At 66.5% G+C, this 20,429-nt stretch carries 16 protein-coding genes; 4 read left to right on the forward strand and 12 right to left on the reverse strand.

Annotated features, from left to right (window positions below):
* Positions 1-14 precede the first annotated feature (14 nt).
* The 7 genes from ACFPOU_RS08740 to ACFPOU_RS08770 form a co-directional block, all read right to left on the reverse strand.
* The gene (locus tag ACFPOU_RS08740; RefSeq protein WP_379719558.1) at positions 15-1,088 is read right to left on the reverse strand and encodes a branched-chain amino acid ABC transporter permease; all 1,074 of its coding nucleotides are present in this window, start codon (positions 1,086-1,088) and stop codon (positions 15-17) included.
* A 15-nt stretch (positions 1,089-1,103) separates the two neighbouring features.
* On the reverse strand, positions 1,104-2,129 hold the full coding sequence (locus ACFPOU_RS08745) for a branched-chain amino acid ABC transporter permease (RefSeq protein ID WP_379719560.1): 1,026 nt from the start codon (positions 2,127-2,129) through the stop codon (positions 1,104-1,106).
* A 22-nt stretch (positions 2,130-2,151) separates the two neighbouring features.
* Positions 2,152-2,913 (reverse strand): ABC transporter ATP-binding protein, encoded by a 762-nt coding sequence (locus ACFPOU_RS08750; protein ID WP_379719562.1) that lies wholly within the window; start codon positions 2,911-2,913, stop codon positions 2,152-2,154.
* On the reverse strand, positions 2,885-3,661 hold the full coding sequence (locus tag ACFPOU_RS08755; RefSeq protein ID WP_379719564.1) for an ABC transporter ATP-binding protein: 777 nt from the start codon (positions 3,659-3,661) through the stop codon (positions 2,885-2,887). Before ACFPOU_RS08755 ends, ACFPOU_RS08750 begins: the two co-directional genes overlap by 29 nt.
* A 7-nt stretch (positions 3,662-3,668) precedes the next feature.
* Positions 3,669-4,865, reverse strand: a complete 1,197-nt coding sequence (locus ACFPOU_RS08760; RefSeq protein WP_379719566.1) for a substrate-binding domain-containing protein — start codon at positions 4,863-4,865, stop codon at positions 3,669-3,671.
* 20 nt (positions 4,866-4,885) lie between these two features.
* Positions 4,886-5,758 (reverse strand): alpha/beta fold hydrolase, encoded by an 873-nt coding sequence (locus ACFPOU_RS08765; protein ID WP_379719568.1) that lies wholly within the window; start codon positions 5,756-5,758, stop codon positions 4,886-4,888.
* Positions 5,759-5,873: 115 nt separating this feature from the next.
* Positions 5,874-8,159: a TonB-dependent receptor gene (locus ACFPOU_RS08770; protein ID WP_379719570.1), complete on the reverse strand. Its 2,286-nt coding sequence runs from the start codon at positions 8,157-8,159 to the stop codon at positions 5,874-5,876.
* A 267-nt stretch (positions 8,160-8,426) separates the two neighbouring features.
* On the opposite strand from ACFPOU_RS08770, the gene ACFPOU_RS08775 reads away from it, so the two are divergent.
* On the forward strand, positions 8,427-9,320 hold the full coding sequence (locus ACFPOU_RS08775; protein WP_379719572.1) for a LysR family transcriptional regulator: 894 nt from the start codon (positions 8,427-8,429) through the stop codon (positions 9,318-9,320).
* Positions 9,321-9,326: 6 nt separating this feature from the next.
* Here ACFPOU_RS08775 and ACFPOU_RS08780 read toward each other — a convergent pair whose 3' ends face one another.
* Positions 9,327-10,460 carry a GNAT family N-acetyltransferase gene (locus ACFPOU_RS08780; RefSeq protein ID WP_379719574.1) on the reverse strand — a complete coding sequence of 378 codons (1,134 nt, stop codon included), beginning with the start codon at positions 10,458-10,460 and terminating at the stop codon, positions 9,327-9,329.
* 32 nt (positions 10,461-10,492) lie between these two features.
* On the opposite strand from ACFPOU_RS08780, the gene ACFPOU_RS08785 reads away from it, so the two are divergent.
* Positions 10,493-12,553: an NAD(+) synthase gene (locus tag ACFPOU_RS08785; protein ID WP_379719576.1), complete on the forward strand. Its 2,061-nt coding sequence runs from the start codon at positions 10,493-10,495 to the stop codon at positions 12,551-12,553.
* A gap of 29 nt (positions 12,554-12,582) precedes the next feature.
* Positions 12,583-12,921: a P-II family nitrogen regulator gene (locus ACFPOU_RS08790; RefSeq protein ID WP_379719578.1), complete on the forward strand. Its 339-nt coding sequence runs from the start codon at positions 12,583-12,585 to the stop codon at positions 12,919-12,921.
* An 18-nt stretch (positions 12,922-12,939) separates the two neighbouring features.
* On the opposite strand, the gene ACFPOU_RS08795 is transcribed toward ACFPOU_RS08790, so the two are convergent.
* The 4 genes from ACFPOU_RS08795 to trxB all read right to left on the reverse strand — a co-directional run bounded on the left by ACFPOU_RS08795 (position 12,940) and on the right by trxB (position 17,613).
* A complete protein-coding gene (locus tag ACFPOU_RS08795; protein WP_379719580.1) occupies positions 12,940-13,548 on the reverse strand; it encodes a trimeric intracellular cation channel family protein in 609 nt (202 codons plus the stop codon).
* Positions 13,549-13,615: 67 nt separating this feature from the next.
* The gene (locus ACFPOU_RS08800) at positions 13,616-15,826 is read right to left on the reverse strand and encodes an ATP-binding protein (protein ID WP_379719582.1); all 2,211 of its coding nucleotides are present in this window, start codon (positions 15,824-15,826) and stop codon (positions 13,616-13,618) included.
* 128 nt (positions 15,827-15,954) lie between these two features.
* Positions 15,955-16,614 carry a Smr/MutS family protein gene (locus ACFPOU_RS08805; RefSeq protein WP_379719584.1) on the reverse strand — a complete coding sequence of 220 codons (660 nt, stop codon included), beginning with the start codon at positions 16,612-16,614 and terminating at the stop codon, positions 15,955-15,957.
* 39 nt (positions 16,615-16,653) lie between these two features.
* Positions 16,654-17,613: a thioredoxin-disulfide reductase gene (gene trxB / locus ACFPOU_RS08810; RefSeq protein WP_379719586.1), complete on the reverse strand. Its 960-nt coding sequence runs from the start codon at positions 17,611-17,613 to the stop codon at positions 16,654-16,656.
* A 227-nt stretch (positions 17,614-17,840) separates the two neighbouring features.
* On the opposite strand from trxB, the gene ACFPOU_RS08815 reads away from it, so the two are divergent.
* Positions 17,841-20,336, forward strand: a complete 2,496-nt coding sequence (locus ACFPOU_RS08815; protein WP_379719748.1) for a DNA translocase FtsK — start codon at positions 17,841-17,843, stop codon at positions 20,334-20,336.
* Positions 20,337-20,429: the final 93 nt, after the last annotated feature.

Here is a 20,429-nt window from a genome sequence, read left to right on the forward strand (position 1 = left end):
CGCCGCAAGGCGGGTCAGCGCCGGGCCAGATAGCTGCGCAGGCGCAGCTTGCCGACGATGCCGATGGGGAAGAAGTAGATCGAGAGCACGAACAGCACGCCCAGCCACAGCATCCAGCGGTCCGGGTGCAGGGCGGCCGCCAGCAGCGGCACGCCTTCCATGGCGGCCGAGGCGCTCGCCATCACGTCCTTCAGGTAGTTCTGCGCCAGGATGAAGAGGACGGCGCCGACCACCGCGCCGTACATCGTGCCCATGCCGCCGATCACGACGATCAGCAGGATGTCGGTCATCACCTCGAAGCCGAGCGAGGTCTTGGGGCCGACATAGCGCAGCCATAGCGCCATCAGCGCGCCGGCCAGGGCCGCCGCCAGCGCCGCCAGGCAATTGGCCCAGATGCGGTAGACGACGGTGCGGTAGCCCAGCGCCTCGGCGCGGAACTCGTTCTCGCGGATCGCCTGCAGCACGCGCCCGAAAGGCGAATTCACCAGGCGCAGGAGCAAGAGGAACAGCAGCAGGCAGCCGAAGAACACCAGGTAATAGGTGAGCAGCCTGCCGTCGACGGCACGCCCGAACACGCCGTTTTCCGCCAGCGTGAAGCCGGGCGACAGCACTTCCGGCACGCTGAAGGTCTTGCCGTCCTCGCCGCCGGTGAAGTCGGACAACTGCGAGGCCAGCACCGCGAACGAGGAGGCCACGGCCAGCGTGATCATCGCGTAGAAAATGGCGCGCACGCGCAGCGCGAACAGGCCGATCACGAAGGCCAGGGCGAGCGCCAGCAGCAGCGCCAGGCCCAGGCCCGTCATCGCGGCCGACCAGGTCGGCTCGTCGCTGGACGCCAGTCCCAGGCCGATGCCGTAGGCGCCGATACCGTAGAACATCGTGTGGGCGAACGAAACGATGCCGGTATAGCCGAGCAGCAGGTCGTAGGAAGCCACCAGCACGATGTAGACGCAGATGGTGGCGGCCATGTTGAGCGGACGCGCGCCGCTGGTCAGGAAGGGCGCGAACGCCAGTCCGAGAAACACCAGCAGCAGCACGGCGGCGAGGATGCGGCTGCGCGGCAGGTCGCCGGACAGGAGTCGGGTCATGGGTGGAGGCATGGTTCAGTTCCGCGAGGTCGAATACAGGCCGGCCGGACGCCACATCAGCACCGCGATCATCAGGGCGATGTTCGAGACCAGCGCGAATTTCGGCGCGAGGAAGCCGGCGTAGTTGGCCACCAGCGCCATCAGGAGCGAGCCGATGAAGCAGCCGCCGACCGACCCCAGGCCGCCGATGATGATGACGATGAAGATCATGACGATGGTCTCGCCGCCCATCGAGGCCGACAGGGTTTCCTTGTACAGGCCCCACATCACGCCGCCCAGGCCGGCGAGCGCGGAACCGGCCGCGAACACGGCCACGAACAGGCGCCGGATGCGGTAGCCCAGGCTTTCGACCATGTCGCGGTTTTCCACGCCGGCGCGGATCAACAGGCCGATCTTGGTGCGGTTCAGCAGCAGGAACAGCACGGCGAAGACCACCAGGCCGACGACCACGGCCAGCAGCCGGTATTTTTCGATCGCCGCGTCACCGAGGAAGATCGCGCCGCGCAGGGACGTCGGCAGCGGCAGCGGGATGGTTTCCGCGCCCCAGATCACGTTGATCAGCTGTTCGGCCACGATCATGCCGCCCATCGTGATCAGGATCTGCTTCAGGTGCTGGCCGTACACCGGCATGATGATGATGCGCTCGAAGGCCCAGCCGAGCAGGGCGGTGACGGCCATCGCGACCGTCACCGCCAGTCCCAGCACGCCCAGGTTCAGCAGCAGCGAATCGGCCTCCAGCGCCCAGCGCATCGGAATGAGGACCAGGGTGGCCGTGAAGGCGCCGACCGACACGAAGGCGCCGTGGCCGAAGTTGAGCACGTCCATCAGGCCGAAGACCAGGGTCAGGCCGCTGGCCATGAGGAAGATCATCATGCCCATCGCAAGTCCGGCGACGGTGAGGGTGACCCAGGTGGGAAAGCTGCCGACCAGGGGCAGCATCAGCAGCGCCAGCACGGGCACGAGCAGCAGCGGCGCGATGTCGCGCGGCGCGCTGGGCAGCACGGCGGTGTCCGCCTGCGCGAGGGGGAGGGATGCACTCATCGGGAAGTCCTATCGGGAAGTCCTATTGGTGGGAGTCGAGCGACAGGCCGAGCAGGCGCTGTTGCAGCTCCTCGTCGCCGGCCAGCGCCGCCATGGAGCCGGCATGGGCCACGCGGCCGTCGTCCATCACGCTCACGGTGTCGCCGAGCGAGCGCACGACATTGAAATTCTGCTCGACCAGCAGGATGGTGGTCTCACGGTCCCTCAGTTCGCGGAAGGCCGCGATCAGACTCTGGACGATGGCCGGGGCCAGTCCCTTGGTCGGCTCGTCCACCAGCAGCAGCTTCCTCGGCTCGACGATCGCGCGGGCGATCGCCACCATCTGCTTCTGGCCGCCCGAGAGATTCCCGGCCGGGTAGTTCCAGAATTTCTTGAGGGCCGGGAAGAAGCCGAAGATCCATTCCACGCGCGCTTCATCCATCGGTCCGCCGCGCGCGGCCAGGTGCAGGTTCTCGCGCACCGTCAGGCCGGAAAACACGGCCATGCTTTCCGGGACATAGGCGATGCCGGCGCGCGCGATATCGGGCGTGGCCAGCTTCGTGATGTCGCGGCCGTCGAAGACGATGCGCCCGGCGCTGGCCTGCCACAGGCCCATGATGGTGCGCAGGGTCGTGGTCTTGCCGGCGCCGTTGCGGCCCAGCAGGATCGACATGCCGCCGCGCGGCACGACCAGGTCCACTCCTTGCAGGATGTGGTACTGGCCGATGTGGGTGTGCACGCCGGAGAGGGTGAGCAGCGGTTCAGGCACGGCCAGGCTAGGCAGGTTCGGTTTCGGGTGTTCCAAGATAGGCTTCCTGTACGATCTTCGATTGCATGACTTCGCCGGGGATGCCGTCGGCGACGAGCAGGCCGTTGTGCAGGACGATGATGCGGTCGGCCAGCTGGCGCACCACGTCCATCTTGTGCTCGACCAGCAGCACGGTCTTGTTTGCCTCGCGTTTCACGGCGTGGATCAGGTCGAGCACGACCGGCACCTCGTCCACGCTCATGCCCGCCGTCGGCTCGTCGAACATGAGTACGCTCGGCTCGAGCGCCAGCAGGATCGCCACTTCCAGCTTGCGCTGGTCGCCGTGCGAGAGGGCGCCGACACGCATGTCGCGCTTGGCCGCCATCGCCACCCGTTCCAGGTAGTGTTCCGCGCGTTCGATCAGGGCCTTGTGCCCGAACCAGACCGAGAACATGTTCATGCCCACGCCGGCCCGGCTCTGCACGGCCAGGCGCACGTTTTCCATCACCGTCAGGTTCGGGAACAGGTTCGTGAGCTGGAAGGCACGCCCGATGCCCAGCCGCGTGCGGCGTGCGGCGCCGTGGCGCGTGATGTCCTCGCCTTTCAGCAGCACGCTGCCGGAGGTGGCGGGCAGCTGGCCCGAGACCAGGTTGAAATAGGTAGTCTTGCCGGCCCCGTTGGGGCCGACGATCGCCGTCAGGGTGCCGGGATAAAAGTCGGCCGTGACCGCGCTGACCGCGACATGTCCGCCGAAGCGGATCGTCAGGTCGCGCGTGGACAGCGAGGGCTGCTGCGGGTTCGTCATGGCCGTCTCAGCGCTTGTTCCTGACCGGCAGCGGCAGCTCGGCGGTGGGGATCTCGCGCACCAGTTCCAGCAGGTCCCATTCGCTCTTCTGGTCCTTCTTGATGCGGAAGTGGTACATCGACTGCAGCGCCTGGTGGTCTTCCTTGCGGAAGCTCATCGGGCCTTTCGGCGTGTCGAAGGTCATGCCCTCCATCGCCGCGATCAGCTGGTCGCTGTTCCCGTTCGGAACCTTCGACAGGGCGTTGAAGACGGCGCTGGCGGCGGCGAAGCCGCCGGCGGTGAACATGTCGGGCGGGGCCTTGAAGCGCTTCTGGTGTTCCGCCACCAGCCAGTCGTTCATCTTGTTCTTCGGGAAGGCATAGTAGTAATAGATCGTGCCTTCGGTGCCCCCGTAGTTCTTCCAGGTTTTCATGACCGGCAAGATGTTGCCCCCCGGCGCAAGGTGGATGCCGTAGCGTTCCGGCTTCATGTCGGCGATCTTGTTCATCGGGTTCGGCCCGGCCCAGACGATCTGCAGCACGCGCGGCTGCGGCTTGTCCTTCAACGCATCGAACAGGCGCTGGGTCGAGGCGGTGAAATCGGTCGTGGACACCGGCGCGTATTCCTCGTGCACGACCCTGGCCTTGCTGCTGGTGGCCGCCAGCGCTTCCTTGCCGGCCTTGATGGCGTCGCGCCCGAACGCATAGTCCTGGGTCAGGAAGCCGACGCTGCCGCCCTTGAGGGTGCTGGCGGCGGCCATCGCGTCCTGCATCGAGCTGCGCGCGGTGCGGAAGATGTACTTGTTCCACTTGTCGCCGGTGATGGCGTCGGCCACGGCGGGCTCGACGATCAGGACCTTCTTGTATTCCTTCGCCACCGGCAGCATGGCGATCGCCGAGCCGGAAGAGGTGGTGCCGACCGCGATGTCGACCTTGTCGTCGCCATAGGCTTCGGCCAGCAGGGTGCGGCCGAGATCGGGCTTGTTCTGGTCGTCCTTGACGATGATTTTCAGTTTGCGGCCGGCGATTTCCATCTTGCCGCCGGTGAGGTATTCCAGGCCCATCATGAAGCCGGTCTCGGTTTCCTTGGCGTAGGCTTCGAGCGGACCGGTCTTGCCGGCGATGAGGGCGATCTTCAGGTCGGGGGCGGCCATGGCGTGCGGCGCGGCGGCGCTGGCGAAAGCGAGGATGAGGGCGGCGCCGATAGGTGTTAGCGATTGGTGCATCGTGTCTCCTGATTGCTGTTTTAGGGAAGCTTCGACAAAAAGGCGCGGATCGCGTCGAAGGCTTCCGGTTCGGTAAGCATCGGCGCATGGCCGACATTCGGCACTTCGGTGTACTGCATCGCGGGCGCGGCGCGGCGCATCCACGCGGCCTGTTCCGGTTCGACCAGGTCCGACAAGGCGCCGCGCACCAGCAGCGTCGGACGCTTGTGCGCGAGCCGCTTGAAGGCGAGACGCCCGGCCAGGGAAGTCGGGCGCAGCTTCCCCGTCTGTAATGCTACTGCAATACGCGGGTCGTAGCGCAGCGCCAGTTTGCCCGATTCGTCTTCGTGGAAGGCGCGTCTGGCCCATTTGTCCCATTCGCTGCTGGCCGCATCGGGAAAGGCGCAGGCATTGATGTCCTTCAGGTAGGCGGCGGCATCGTCCCAGGAGGCGAGGGTGCCGCAGCGTCCCGCGTAGCCGGCGATGCGCGCCAGCCCCTTCACGGACAGCACCGGGCCGACATCGTTGAGGACCGCGCCGGCGATCAGGCCGATATGGCGCACCGCCAGGGTCATCGTGATCAGGCCGCCCATCGAGGTACCGACGAAGACGGCGCGCGCCAGCCCCAGGTCGTGCATCAGCTTGACGACGTCGCCGGCGTAGACGACCGCGTTGTAGTTGGCCGGGTTCGGATCGCGCGCCGAGTGGCCGCGCCCGCGCACGTCCGGTGCCAGCACGCGTCGTCCGAGGGCGGCGATCCGCGGGGCCAGTTCGTCGAAGTCGGCCGAATTGCGCGTCAGGCCGTGCAGGCAAATCACCGGAAGTCGCGCCTGGCCGGCGCTTGCCGCGTAATCGCGTGCGTACAGCGCCAGCCCGTCGGTACTCTGGAAACTGATTGGTGTGAAGGTAGACACGCTGGCAGATCCTGTTGTTCTCGTCATGGAAAGACCGGCAAGGCGAGGGCAGGCCACGCCGCCGCGGGCAGCGTGGCCATCGATCCAGGCCCTTCTCTTTACCTTGGCCGACCGGTCAGAAACGGTACTCGACCGTTGCCGACACCGTGCGCGGATTGCCGTAGAAGGCGGTCACCGTGCCCTCGTTGCCGAGGGTCGGGAACAGGTAGCCGGCCGTTTTGTAGCGCTCGTTGCCGAGGTTCTTGCCGTGGATGCCGGCGCGGATCTTGCCGTCGGAACGGGTCCAGACGATGCTGGCGTCATACAGCTTGTACGATTCCTGGTCGAGGATCGAGACGGTCTCGAACTGGTTGGTGGCGCCCTTGTACGAGACGCTGGCGATCAGCGACACCTTGCCGTTGCGGCCCATGAGCGGCAGGGCGATGTCGTAGTTGGCGCGCAGGTTGGCCGAGTTCTTCGGCGTGTTCTGGAACACGCGCTGGCCCGCCACGTTCACGCCGGCGACGATGTACTCCTTGTACTCGGCGTCGATGTAGCTATACATGCCTGCCAGCATGAAGTCGCGCGTCAGGTTGGCCACCGCCTCCAGTTCCACGCCCTTGATCTTGGCCTTGCCGGCGTTCGTGGTCACGCCGGCGAAGCTGTCGTCGCGCCCGTCGCCGTTGGTATCGATCGCTACCGAGCCGGGGATCTGCACGTCCTGGTAGTCGCTGTAGAACAGGGCGGCATTGGTCGTGATGCGCCCGCCGTTGAAGGCCGACTTCAGGCCCAGCTCGCTCGTCTCGATGGTCTCCGGCTTGTAGCCGGCGCGCGCCTGCGCCAGCGGCAGACGGCCGCCGACGATGTTGATGCGGGGGTCGAAGCCGCCGCCCTTGAAGCCTTCCGAGTACGACGCGTACAGGTTATGGTCGGCGCCGAGCTTGTAGTTGACGGCGACGCGCGGGGTGAACTTCTTGTCCTCGCGTTCGAGGCCGCTGCGCAGGTCGGTATCGATGCGGAACGGGATCGCGCCCGGGTTGCCCATCTCCGGCGTCCCGTTCGCGCCCAGGAAGATCTGGCGGTAGATCGAGGCGGTACGCTCGTCGACCGTGTAGCGCCCGCCCAGCGACAGCGAGAGCGCGTCGGTGACGCTGTAGCTGCCGTCGGCGTAGACGGCCCAGGCCTTGGTGCCGATGTCGCCGCTGGTGAAGGTCGAGGTCGGCACCGCGCCGGCCAGGATGGTGTCGAACTTGTTGAAGGCCTGGGCATCGATGTAGTACACGCCGGCCACGCCCTGGAGGCGCTCGCCCGTATAGGTGAGGTTGAACTCCTGGCTGACCTGCTCGTTGGTATACAGCGCCGGCACATGCATGTCGGTCACGGGCAGCGAATCGAAGTCGATCGGCGCCCAGGACTTGTCCTTGCGGCTGGCGGTGATCGATTTCAGGGTGAACCGGTCGTCCAGGCGGTATTCGACGACGGCCGAGACGCCGTGGGCGGTGACTTCCTGGTCGTGGCCGGCCGCCTGGGTCAGGTTGGCGCGGGTGTCGTAGACGTTCGACAGGATCGGTGCGCCGCTGGTGCGGCCGACGATCAGGCGGTGGCCATTCTTCGGATTCGAGTCGTCCTGGGTGCCGTCGGCGGCAATGCGGATGAACAGGTCGGGGGTCGGCGTGAATTCGGCCGACAGGCGCAGCGCGGTGCTGTCCTTGTCGTAGTTGTCGGCGCCGGTGAAGAGGTTCTTGCCGAAGCCGTCGCGCTTGAACCTGGCAACCGTGCCGCCGATGCGCACGGTGTCCGACAGCGGCGTGCTGGCCGTGACGACGCCGTCGGTCTGTCGATAGTTGCCAATCGTGCCGCGCAGGCGCACGTCGGTTTTCGGGGCCAGCTTGCGGGTGACGTACTTGACGGCGCCGCCGATGGTGTTGCGGCCGTACAGGGTGCCCTGCGGCCCGCGCAGCACCTCGATGCGTTCGACGTCGTAGATGTCGGCCACGGCCGCCTGCGGACGGGCCAGATAAATGTCGTCGATGTAGATGCCGACGCCCGCCTCGAAGCCTGCCAGCGGGTCGGCCTGGCCGACGCCGCGGATGAAGGCGGTGAGCGTGGAATTGGTCGCGCGCGAAGCCTTCAGGGTGGTGTTCGGCAGCGCCACGGCAAGGGCGGTGATATCGGGCACGGCTTGCTTGGAGAGCTGGTCGGCGCTGAACGCGGTGACCGAGACCGGCACGTCCTGCAGCGTTTCCTCGCGGCGGCGCGCCGTGACGACGACCTTCTGGACGTCGGACGCGGTCTCGCCGTCGGAAGCCGGGGCACCTGACGATTGTTGAGCATGGGCCATTCCCGCGGCGCCGCTGGACAGGGCGAGCAGGGCGGCGGCGGAATGGTTGACCAATTTCTTTTTTTGTTGCGTCAAGGGCATTTCTTGTCTCCTAGTTTTTGGAACAGGACAGGCTCGGAATCGGACGCAGAATAGTGTGCACGGGTTCGGCCTGGCTGAAAAGACAAGACCGCGCCCACCCCTTGTGCGTGAATGCACAGCGCGCCGCACCATATAGGGGTGTGTTTTATGCAGGGAGGATGCTGCAAGCGCACAATTTTGGTGCATATATGCATGCGTATGAGAATTGATTGCAGGAGGAATGTGCACTGGTGCACAATGAACGTATCGATATCAAACAAGCGCGCCATGAACAGCCTGCCCGAATGGACCGACCTTCGCTTCTTCCTTGAACTGGCGCGCGCCGGTACCCTCTCGGGCGCCTCGCGCCGGCTCGACGTCGAGCACACGACGGTGGCGCGCCGTATCGACCGCCTTGAAAAGGAACTCGGCACGACCCTGTTCGACCGGTCGCGCGAAGGCTATGAATTGACCGAGATGGGCCTGGCGCTGCTGCCGCATGCCGAAGCGATGGAAGGCGCGGCGCTGGCCGCGGCCGAGCAGCTGGGCGGAGCGGAGGTAGCCGCGCACGGCGTGGTGCGCCTGGGCGTGCCGGAAGTGTTCGGCGTGAAGGTGGTCGCGCCCTTGCTGGTCGGCCTGCTCGATGCGAACCCGGACCTGACGATCGACCTGCTGGCGCTGCCGCGCTTCGCCAATCTCGCCAACCGCGAGGCGGACCTTGGCGTGATGCTCGATCCGCCCACCACCGGCCGCTACATGGTCACGCGCCTGGCCTCGTTCCGCTTCTACCTGTACGCCTCGCAGGCCTACCTGGACAAGCATGCGCCGATCCGCCACCGGTCGGACCTCTCCCAGCATTACTTTGTCGACTACGTGCAGGACACGCTGGCCAGCCGCGCACTGTCCTATCTCGACGAACTCGGCTTCACCCCGCGGCGGCGCCTGTGCTGCTCGGGCATGACGGCGCAGGTCGAGGCGGCCTCGCTCGGCATGGGCCTGATGATGGCGCCGCCCTACGCAATACCCGATGACGGCAGGCTGGTGCCGGTGCTGCCGGGCTTCTTTGCCGAGCGTTCGTTCTGGCTGGCCGCGCCGACCGACCTGTACCGCCTGCGGCGCGTGAAGGTGGTGTGGAACCTGCTGCGCGATTACGCCGACAGCCAGCCCTCGCTGTTCGTATGAACTTGCTTATGCCTTGAACGGATTGCGTTCGTTCAGCTCGCTCATGTACTCGTCGATCCCGCCCGCCTCGCGCGCGAGGAAGCGCTCGATCGCATCGGCGAACGACGGATGCGCCAGCCAGTGCGCCGAGAAGGTCCGCGTCGGCAGGAAGCCGCGCGCCATCTTGTGCTCGCCCTGGGCGCCGCCCTCGAAGGTCTGGATGCCCTGCTCGATGCAGAACTCGAGCGGCTGGTAATAGGCGGCCTCGAAGTGCAGGCAGGGCACGTGTTCCAGCTCGCCCCAGTAGCGCCCGTAGAGCGTATCGGCGTCGTGGATCACGAGCGAGGCGGCGATCGGGCGGCCCCCGCGCTCGGCGAACACCAGCAGGATATTCCCAGGCATGCTCGCACCGATGCGCCGGAAGAAATCCAGGTTCAGGTAGGGCGTCGAGTGGTGCGCCGCGTAGGTGTGGCGGTAGCAGCGGTTGAAGAAGGTCCAGTGCGCGTCGGTCGCCTCGGTCCCGCGCACGCGGCGCATCGTCACGCCCGCCTCGCGCACCTTGCGCCGCTCGGCGCGGATGTTCTTGCGTTTTTTCTGCTCCAGCGTGCCGAGGAATTCGTCGAAGCTGGCGTAGCCCGGGTTGAGCCAATGAAACTGCACGCCGCTCCTGAGCAGGAAGCCGGCGTCCTGCAACTGGCGCGCATGCGCCTCGGGCGGGAACAGGACATGGGTCGACGAGACGTCGGTGGCGCGCTGGGTGGCGCACAGGACGTCGATCAGCGCGGCGCGCGCGGCATCGTCCACCGCCAGCAGGCGCGGACCCGCCACCGGCGTGAACGGGATGGCCGCCAGCAGCTTCGGATAGTAGTCCAGCCCGTGGCGCTGGTAGGCGTCGGCCCAGGCCCAGTCGAACACGTATTCGCCGTAGGAGTGGTCCTTGACGTAGAGCGGCAGGGCCGCGGCCAGACCCTCGCCGTCATAGAGCGCGATGTATTGCGGCTGCCAGCCGGTTTCGGGCGAGGCGCTGCCCGATTCGTGCAGCGCGTGCAGGAAGGCGTAGGAAAGAAACGGGTTCGCTTGCGCCTGCCGCGCCAGCAAGCCATCCCAGGCTTCCTTCCCGATCTCGGACAGGGAAGATACGATATGCGTGCGATAATTCAAAATTGCTCTTATACCTATTCAGGGCACATCAGATGACCAACCGATTCTACAACCTGTATTCCCACGGCTTCGCGCGCGTGGCCGTGGCGATCCCGCGCTGCCGCATTGCCGATCCCGCCTATAACGTCGAGCAGACCTTGTCGCTGGCGCGCCAGGCGGCGGATCAGGGCGCGGCCCTGGTCGCCTTCCCGGAACTGGGCCTGTCCGCCTACAGCTGCGACGACCTGTTCCACCAGAAGGCCCTGCTCGATGCATGCATGGAAGGCCTGGAAGCGATTGTCGAGGCATCGAACGGGTTGCCCCTGGCGATGGTAGTGGGCCTGCCCCTGCGGGTCAATCACCAGCTGTTCAATTGTGCGGCGGTGGTGGCCGCCGGGCGCGTGCTCGGCCTGGTGCCCAAGAGCTACCTGCCGAACTACGGCGAATTCTACGAATCGCGCCAGTTTTCGGCGGCCGACTGCGCCGCCGTCGACAGCGTCGACCTGTTCGGCGCGCGCGTGCCCTTCGGCGTGGACCAGGTGTTCGAGGTCGACGGCCTGACCGGCAGCGTGCCGCCGATGCGCTTGCATGTCGAGATCTGCGAAGACGTCTGGGTGCCGGTGCCGCCATCCTCGTTCGCGGCCATGGCCGGGGCGACGGTGCTGGTCAACCTGTCGGCCTCGAACGTGCTGGTCGGGAAAAGCGCCTACCGCCACCAGCTGGTGAGCCAGCAGTCGGCGCGCTGCATGGCGGCCTACCTGTACACCTCGGCCGGGCGCGGCGAATCGAGCACCGACATGGCCTGGGACGGCCAGGCGCTGATCTACGAAAAGGGCGAGCTGCTGGCCGAATCGGCGCGCTTCCTCGACGAGTCGCACATCATCTTCGCCGACGTCGACCTGGAACGCCTGTCGCAGGAGCGCATGCGCGCCACCACCTTCGCCCAGTCGGCGCGCCGCCACGCGGACGAAGTCGCGAAATTCCGCGTCCAGCGCGTCAAGCTCGCCCTGCCTTTCGAGGCCACGCTGCCGCTGGCGCGCGAGATCGAGCGCTTCCCCTACGTGCCGGCCGAGCGCGCGCTGCGCGACGAGCGCTGCACCGAGGTCTATAACATCCAGGTCCAGGCGCTGATCCAGCGCCTGTCCTCGAGCGACATCCGGAAGGTCGTCATCGGCGTCTCGGGCGGGCTCGATTCGACCCACGCGCTGCTGGTCTGCGCCGCCGCCATGGACCGCCTGGGCCTGCCGCGCACGAACATCCTGGCCTATACCATGCCGGGCTTCGCCACCAGCGGACGCACGCTGCAGCAGGCGCACGCGCTGATGGAAGTGGTCGGCTGCAGCGCCAGGGAGATCGACATCCGTCCCAGCTGCCTGCAGATGCTCAAGGACCTGAACCATCCTTTCGCCGAAGGCAAGGAGCAATACGACGTCACCTTCGAAAACGTGCAGGCGGGCGAGCGCACCAACCACCTGTTCCGGCTCGCGAACCACCTGGGCGCGATCGTGATCGGCACCGGCGACCTGTCCGAGCTGGCGCTGGGCTGGTGCACCTACGGCGTGGGCGACCATATGTCGCACTACAACGTCAACGCCAGCGTGCCGAAGACGCTCATCACGCACCTGGTGCGCTGGGTCGCGGAGACGGGCGCGGTGGTCAAGGGCGGAGCCGAAGTGCTGCTCAATGTCCTCGGCACCGAGATCAGCCCCGAGCTGGTGCCCGGCAAGGAAGGCGACGACAAGCCGGCGCAAATCACGGAAAGCGTGATCGGTCCCTACGAGCTGCAGGATTTTAACTTGTACTACATACTGCGCTACGGCTTCACGCCGTCCAAGGTGGCCTTCCTGTCCTACTCGGCCTGGCGCGCGAAGGACGAAGGCCGCTGGCCGGACGAACACGGGTCGCGCAACGAATACGATCTGGCCGCCATCAAGCGCAACCTGTCGATCTTCCTGTTCCGCTTCTTCAAGACCAGCCAGTTCAAGCGCAGCTGCGTCCCGAACGGGCCGAAGGTCGGCAACGGCGGCTCGCTCTCGCCGCGCGGCGACTGGCGCGCGCCGAGCGACTCGGAGGCGACCGTCTGGCTCGACGACCTGGCCAACATCCCCGACTGAGAACACCATCCTTTAACACTGGAGCAGACATGAAACAGATTACCTGCGTGATCAAGCCCTTCAAACTCGACGAAGTGCGCGAGGCCCTGGCCGACGTCAACGTCACCGGCCTGACGGTCACCGAAGTGAAGGGCTTCGGGCGCCAGAAGGGCCATACCGAACTCTATCGCGGCGCCGAATACGTGGTCGACTTCCTGCCGAAGGTGAAGATCGAAGTGGTCGTCGACGACCCGATGGTCGACCAGGTGGTCGACGCCATCATCAAGGCCGCGCGCACCGGCAAGATCGGCGACGGCAAGATCTTCGTGCAGGACGTGCAGCAGGTGATCCGCATCCGTACCGGCGAGACCGGGCCGGACGCGGTGTGACGGCGTCGGACAGACGGGTCAGCGCCCCATCTGGATGTCGAACTTCCAGGTCACCAGCCGCAGCACGCTGATGAAGAGGGCGCTGGTCCACAGCGCGAAGTCGTGCGAGGCGCTCGTGTAGAGCCCCATCAGCAGGAACATCCAGTTGCCGAGGAAGGCGCACAGGGCGTAGGGTTTGCCGTCCCTGAACACCATCGGCACTTCGTTGCAGACGATATCGCGCAGCACGCCGCCGAAGATCCCGGTGATCACGCCCATCATCGAAGCGATGAAGTAGGGCATGTTGGCGTCCAGCGCGGCCGACACGCCGGCAATCGAGAACAGGCCGAGGCCGACGGCGTCGGCAATGACGATCAGGCGTTCGGAGACGATGTGGCGCAGGGTGCGGATCAGGGGCGAGGCGATCAGGGCCAGCACGAAGATCAGGATCGCGTATTCCTGGTGCGTGACCCAGAACAGCGGACGGCGGTCGAGCAGGATGTCGCGCAGGGTGCCGCCGCCGAAGGCGGCGATGAAGGCGACCGTGAAGACGCCCACCAGGTCCATGCGCTTGCGGCGCGCTTCGATAAAGCCGGAGAAGGCGCCGACCAGGATCGCCATGATTTCGATGAACTTGATGAGGGTCATGCAGCGGATTGTTCTGTTGGCATGTTGCTAGCCTAACATGCCGCACAGTCCCGGTGCGGACGGGTGGTCACGTCGCGCCGGCGCGCTCCGATTGCGCCAGCGGCAAGCGCACGCTGAAGACGACCTGGCCGCCTTCGTGGCGGTAGGCGATCTCGCCCTGGTGCTCGTGCACGATGGAGGCGACGATGTACAGCCCGAGGCCCATGCCGGTGCGGTTGCGCGGGTTATGCAGGGAGGCGCGCTTGAAGGGATTGAACAGGGTCGCGGCCAGTTCCTCGGCGATCGGCGTGCCGTCATTGGCCACCTCCAGCGTGGCCCAGCCGCTCTCCGCATGCAGCGCGACGCGGATCGGATGGCCGACGTGGCCGTGGTGGCGCGCGTTGCTCAGCAAGTTCGACAGCACCTGCGACATGCGAACGCTGTCGGCGCGCACCGGCACCGTCCCGGGATTGGCGTATTCGTAGGCGATCGTCGGGTAGGCCAGGCGCGTCTCCTCGACCATTTCGTCGACCAGGGCCGCCAGGTCGAGCGGCTCGAGCAGCACGCCGAGGCCCATGCCGCCGTCGATGCGGCTCATGTCGAGCACCTGGCCGATCAGGCGCTGCATGCGGTTGGACGAGGACTGGATGCGCTTGCCCAGGGTCGGTTGGCTGCTGCCCTTGCCGCGTTCGAGCAGGGTGCCGGCCATGTTGATCGAATGGAGCGGGTCGCGCAGGTCGTGGCCGAGCATGGCCAGCAGCTGGGCGCGGGTCGATTCGGTCTGGGCGCGGCGCGCGTTCGAGGCGCGCAGGAGTTCGGAAAGCATCAGCCGCGCATGCGACTGCACCGGCGCTTCCCAGGGCTGGGCGCGACCGAGCACGGTTTCGTGCCAGGCGTCGAAGGAGCCGCGCGGGGTCAGGCGCGCGCCCAGGCGGCCGTACGCGACCGTCTTTTCCGGACGGCCGGCCCAGGCCACCTGCTCGATCTGCTCGGTGCGCAGCAGCAGGCACCAGCCGCCGCCGGGCGGATCGAAGGGCAGGCCCAGCATGCCGACCCATTTGCCAAGGCGCGCCTGTACTTCCGCAGGCCAGTCGGCGAGCTTGTCGCGCACCACCAGGTCGCTCGCATCCGGCGGCAGCGCACCCACGATCGCGTCGAGCGCGGCGGGTTCGACGGCGCCGAAGCCCATCACCTTGCCATTGTGCACGCAGACCATCGCGTGCGAGCCGGTCGCCGCCTGCAGGGCCTCGGCATGGTGCGCCAGGGCGTCGAGCGGCTCCTCGTCGATCAGCAGCGACTCGACCAGGCTGGTACGGACCCGGGCGGCCTGTTCGACCTGTTCGGCGTCGCGGCGCGCCTCGATGCTCTGGATGGTCGAGGCCATTACCTGGGCCAGCACGTCGGCCGACATGCGGATCGAGTAGGGGACCTGCTTCGGCGCCATGTGATGGCAGGCCAGCAAGCCCCAGAGGCGGCCGTTGATCACGATCGAGACGCTCATCGAGGCGCACACGCCCATGTTCTGCAGGTATTCGACGTGGACCGGCGAGACGCTGCGCAGCACGCTGTAGCTCATGTCGAGCGGCGCGGCATCGGGCACGCCCAGCATCGGCACCGGCTGGTAGCCCACCCTGGCGATCATGCGCAGGGTGGTGGCCACGTACATGCGGCGCGCCTGGGCCGGGATGTCGCCGGCCGGATAGCGCTGGCCGACGTAGGGAGTCAGGTCCTCGCGCCGGGCCTCGGCGACGACGTCGCCGCTGTCGTCCTCGCGGAAGCGGTACGCCATCACACGGTCGAACCCGGTGAACTCGCGCACCTGCCGCACGGCCGTCTCGAGCAGGGCGTCCACGCTTTTCTGGCGCCGCACGCGTTCGATCGAGCTGTGCGCCTTGACGGCGAACATGGCGACCGCGTTGGCCAGCACGTCGCGCGATTCGAATTCCGCGATGATGCGCCCGTGCGTGGCATGGACGATACAGTCGTACTGCATCTTGCCCAGTTCGACGGCGGCGAGGGCCGGCGCGCATTCGCCGTCGGCCTGGCAGCCGATGCACTCCTCGATCAGCTCGGCGGCGGCGGCGGGCAGGGGCAGGCGGTCGAAGTGCTGGCCGGCCTGCATGTTCGCCAGCTCGGCGGGGATATTCGCGCTCCAGCCCTCGAGCATGCCCTGCAGGTCGAGAAACACCATGAAACCGTGCGGCTGGATGAATCCGGGGATATGGATCGGCTCGTCCGCACAGGATTGCAGATCGACCAGGGGCGCCTCGGACATGGGAGCGACAGGACTGGACTTCAATGGTGTTCCCTTATGTTGGGCGCTGGTCTGGATGGCAATGGCGAAATTTTACAACGGCGGCGGCGCAAGCGTCGCCCGGGCGGCACGGCGCCGTGAGCGGCGTCCTGTCCGGACATGCAAGCCCGGCCTCACAGGTCGAGCGCGGGCCTGAGCAGCACGATCAGGGCGCCGTTGCCGCCGTCGCCCCGGTTGGCGACGCAAAACGCCACCACCTCGTCGAGCTGCACCAGCCAGCTGTGCACGATCGAGCGCAGTACCGGTTCGCCGTTCGGGGAGCCGTAGCCGATACCGTGGATCAGGCGCACGCAGCGCACGCCGCGGCGCAGGGAACGGCGCACGAAATCGCCGACCTGGCCGCGCGCGGTGTCGCGTGTCATGCCGTGCAGGTCGAGTTCGTCCTGGACCGGCCAATGGCGCTTGCGCAGCTTCTTGACCACATCCGGGCCGACGCCGTCTTTCGCATAGCCGAGACCGGGGTCGTCGTCGAGCAGGCCGTCGACGTCGTAGCCGTCGGAAAGCGACTGCCGCAGCACCAGGGCGTCGTCTTCTTCCTGCGACAGGAAGCGGCGTTCCGGCGGCTCGCGCAGCAGCGCTTCCTGTACCGGGCGGTAGATGTAGCGGTTCGAGGGCGGCATCTTCTTGACGCCATCCATCGCATTGCGGAATTCGACCGCGCGTTCGTGCGCGATGCGCTCGCGCTTTTCGCGCTCGGCCTGCGCGATGGCGCGCAGGCGTTCCTCTTCCTTGAGCCGGTCGCGCAAGGATTTCAGGTCGGCAAAGTCCTTCATGCCCGCCATCTCCGCTACCTCTTTGCTAGCTGTCCGTCATCACGAATCTTCGAGCGCTTCCAAGTAGCGCTGGGCGTCCAGCGCGGCCATGCAGCCGGTGCCGGAGCTGGTGATCGCCTGGCGGTAGATGTGGTCCTGCACGTCGCCGGCAGCGAACACGCCCGGCACGCTGGTGGCCGTGGCCATGCCCTCGTTGCCGCTGCGGGTCTTGATGTAGCCGTTGTGCATGTCGAGCTGGCCGTCGAAGATCATCGTGTTCGGCTTGTGGCCGATCGCCACGAACAGGCCATGCACGGTCAGGTCCTTTTGCACGCCGTCACCGGTGGCGCGGATTTTCAGGCCGGTCACGCCGCTCTGGTCGCCCACGACTTCGTCCAGCGTGTGGTTCAGTTCCAGCACGATCTTGCCTTCCTTGACCTTGTGCATCAGGCGGTCGACCAGGATCGGCTCGGCGCGGAACTTGTCGCGGCGGTGGATCAAGGTCACCTTCGAGGCGATGCCGGCCAGGTACAGGGCTTCCTCGACCGCGGTATTGCCGCCGCCGATGACCGCCACTTCCTGGTTGCGATAAAAGAAACCGTCGCAGGTGGCGCAGGCCGACACGCCGCGGCCCATGAAGGCCTGTTCCGATTCCAGGCCGAGGTACTGGGCCGAGGCGCCGGTGGCGATGATCAAGGCGTCGCAGGTGAATTCGTGCGAGTCGCCGACCAGGCGGATCGGCTTTTCGTTCAGGTAGGTCGTGTGGATATGGTCGAACACGATCTCGGTATTGAAGCGCTCGGCGTGCTGCAGCAGGCGCGCCATCAGTTCCGGACCCTGCACGCCCAGCGGGTCGCCCGGCCAGTTCTCGACATCGGTCGTCGTCATCAGCTGCCCGCCCTGTTCGACGCCGGTGACCAGCATCGGACTCAAGTTGGCGCGCGCGGCGTAGACGGCGGCGCTGTAGCCGGCAGGACCGGAACCGAGGATCAGGACTTTGGCGTGTTTCTTAGTGGTCATGGGATGCAGGGAGTGAAATGAGAGTGGGTCAGAAGTGGGCAACTGGGGACGAAGTAGACATAAATCAAGGCGCCCGCTGCAGGCTGGATTATAGACGATGATGCGTTGGAGAACCTATCTCAGCATGAATCTCAGCATGAATCTCAGCACGAATCACGGGCTTCGCCACGCCATATGCCTTAGAATGAGCGGATTCCGAAATGGCGAACCCATCAGCCCCTGGCAGCATGAGCAAGAAGAGTCCCGCACAGTCCCCGACACCACCCCGTCATCCGTCCCCGCGATCGCCGATGCCGCGCCGTCTCGCCCGCCTCCTGCTGGAGGCGCGCTGGATCGCCACGGCCGTCGCCTTTCTCTATTTCGTCCTGATATTGCTTAGCTACAACAAGGCCGATCCGGGCTGGTCGCATGCCAATACCGTTTCATCGATCGCCAACCTGGGCGGCAGGGCCGGCGCCTGGCTGGCCGACCTGTTGCTGTTCATCTTCGGCTTTTCCGCCTGGTGGTGGGGCGCGCTGTTCCTGCGCGCCGTCTGGCGCGGCTGGCGCAAGCTGACCAACAAGCTGCCCACGCCGGCCGAACCGGAGCACCAGGATGAATTCATCGTCCGCTGGATCGGCTTCGCGCTGATGTTCGCCGGCAGCGTCGGGCTCGAATACCTGCGCATGTGGTCCTGGGACGTGGAACTGCCGCGCGCCCCGGGCGGCGTGCTCGGCCAGTTGCTGGGCCACTCCGCGCAGGTCGCCTTCGGCTTTACCGGCGCGACGCTGCTCTTGCTGTTGCTGTTCGGGCTGGGTTTTTCGCTGTTCTTCCATGTTTCCTGGCTGGCCGTCGCCGAGCGCATCGGCGAATTCTTCGACACCAGCATGGACTGGTTCCGCCTGCGTTATGAAGACCGCGAAGACCGGCGCCAGGGCGAAGTGGCGGCCGTCAAGCGCGACGAGGCGGTGGTGACCGAACGCGCACGCCATGGCGACAAGGCGCCGGCCCCTGGCCGCACCGAGCCGCAGTTCGACGACGATGACGACATCGCGCCGGTGGCGGCGCCGGCGCGCGCGACGCCGTCGCTGGGTGCGCCTGCGCCCGCGCCGGCCATCCCAGGCCCGCCGCCGGCGCACGCCTTGCCGGGCGAACCGGCGCCGATCAAGATCGAGCCGCAGATGATGTCGGTGCCGAAAGGCGAACGCGCCGTGAAAGAGCAGCAGACGCCGCTCTTCCGCGACCTGCCGGGCGACTCGCCGCTGCCGCCGTTGTCGCTGCTGGACGAACCTCCGCCGGCGCAGGAAACGGTCTCCGTCGAAGTGCTCGAATTCACCAGCCGCCTGATCGAGAAGAAGCTGTCGGACTTCGGCGTCGAAGCCAAGGTCGTGGCCGCCTTCCCGGGGCCGGTCGTGACGCGCTACGAAATCGAGCCGGCCACGGGCGTGAAGGGCAGCCAGATCGTGAACCTGGCGCGCGACCTGGCGCGTTCGCTCTCGCTGACCTCGATCCGCGTCGTGGAAACCATCCCCGGCAAGAACTACATGGCGCTGGAATTGCCGAACCCGAAACGCCAGATCGTGCGCCTGACCGAAATCGTCGGCTCCAAGGTCTATAACGACAGCCCCTCGAACCTGACCGTCGCCCTGGGCAAGGACATCGCCGGCAAGCCGGTCGTGGCCGACCTGGCCAAGATGCCGCACTTGCTGGTGGCCGGCACCACCGGCTCGGGCAAGTCGGTCGGCATCAACGCCACCATCCTGTCGCTGCTCTACAAATCCGATCCGGCCGATGTGCGCCTGATCCTGATCGATCCGAAGATGCTGGAAATGTCGGTCTACGAAGGCATTCCGCACCTGCTCGCGCCGGTCGTGACCGACATGCGCCAGGCCGGCCACGCCCTGAACTGGGCCGTGAACGAGATGGAGCGCCGCTACAAGCTGATGAGCAAGCTGGGCGTGCGTAACCTGGCCGGCTACAACGCCAAGATCCTGGACGCGCAAAAGCGCGAGGAGCACATCCCGAATCCGTTCTCGATCATGCCCGACAATCCGGAGCCGCTGGAGAAGCTGCCGACGATCGTCATCATCATCGACGAGCTGGCCGACCTGATGATGGTGGTCGGTAAGAAGGTCGAAGAGCTGATCGCCCGCATCGCGCAAAAGGCGCGCGCCGCCGGCATCCACCTGATCCTGGCGACCCAGCGGCCCTCGGTCGACGTGATTACCGGCCTGATCAAGGCGAACATCCCGACCCGGATCGCCTTCCAGGTCTCGTCGAAGATCGACTCGCGCACCATTCTCGACCAGATGGGCGCCGAGGCGCTGCTGGGCATGGGCGACATGCTCTACATGCCGCCCGGTACCGGCCTGCCGGTGCGGGTGCACGGCGCGTTCGTCTCGGACGAAGAAGTGCATCGAGTTGTAAAACATCTTCAATCGCTGGGCGAGCCGAATTATATTGAAGGCATCCTGGAAGGCGGGACGCTGGAAGAAGGCGCAAGCGGCGGCGACGGCGTGCCGGCCGGCGAGGGCGGCGGCGAGTCCGACGCCCTCTACGACCAGGCCGTGGCCGTGGTGCTGAAAAACCGCCGCGCCTCGATTTCCCTGGTCCAGCGCCACCTGCGCATCGGCTACAACCGCGCCGCCCGCCTGCTCGAGCAGATGGAAACGAGCGGGGTCGTCTCGCCGATGCAAAGCAACGGCAACCGCGACATCCTCGTCCCGGCCACCCAGGCGGAGTAAGCGGGTCGCCGTCGCGGCCCGTTTGTTCCCGCACCGACCGACGATCGCGTGCGGCGCAGAATGGGCGCCGGTCCCGCGCGTTCGCACTTTCGC

The sequence above is a fragment of the Massilia jejuensis genome, assembly GCF_042656795.1.
In the GTDB taxonomy this organism is placed as follows: Bacteria; Pseudomonadota; Gammaproteobacteria; order Burkholderiales; family Burkholderiaceae_D; genus Telluria; species Telluria jejuensis.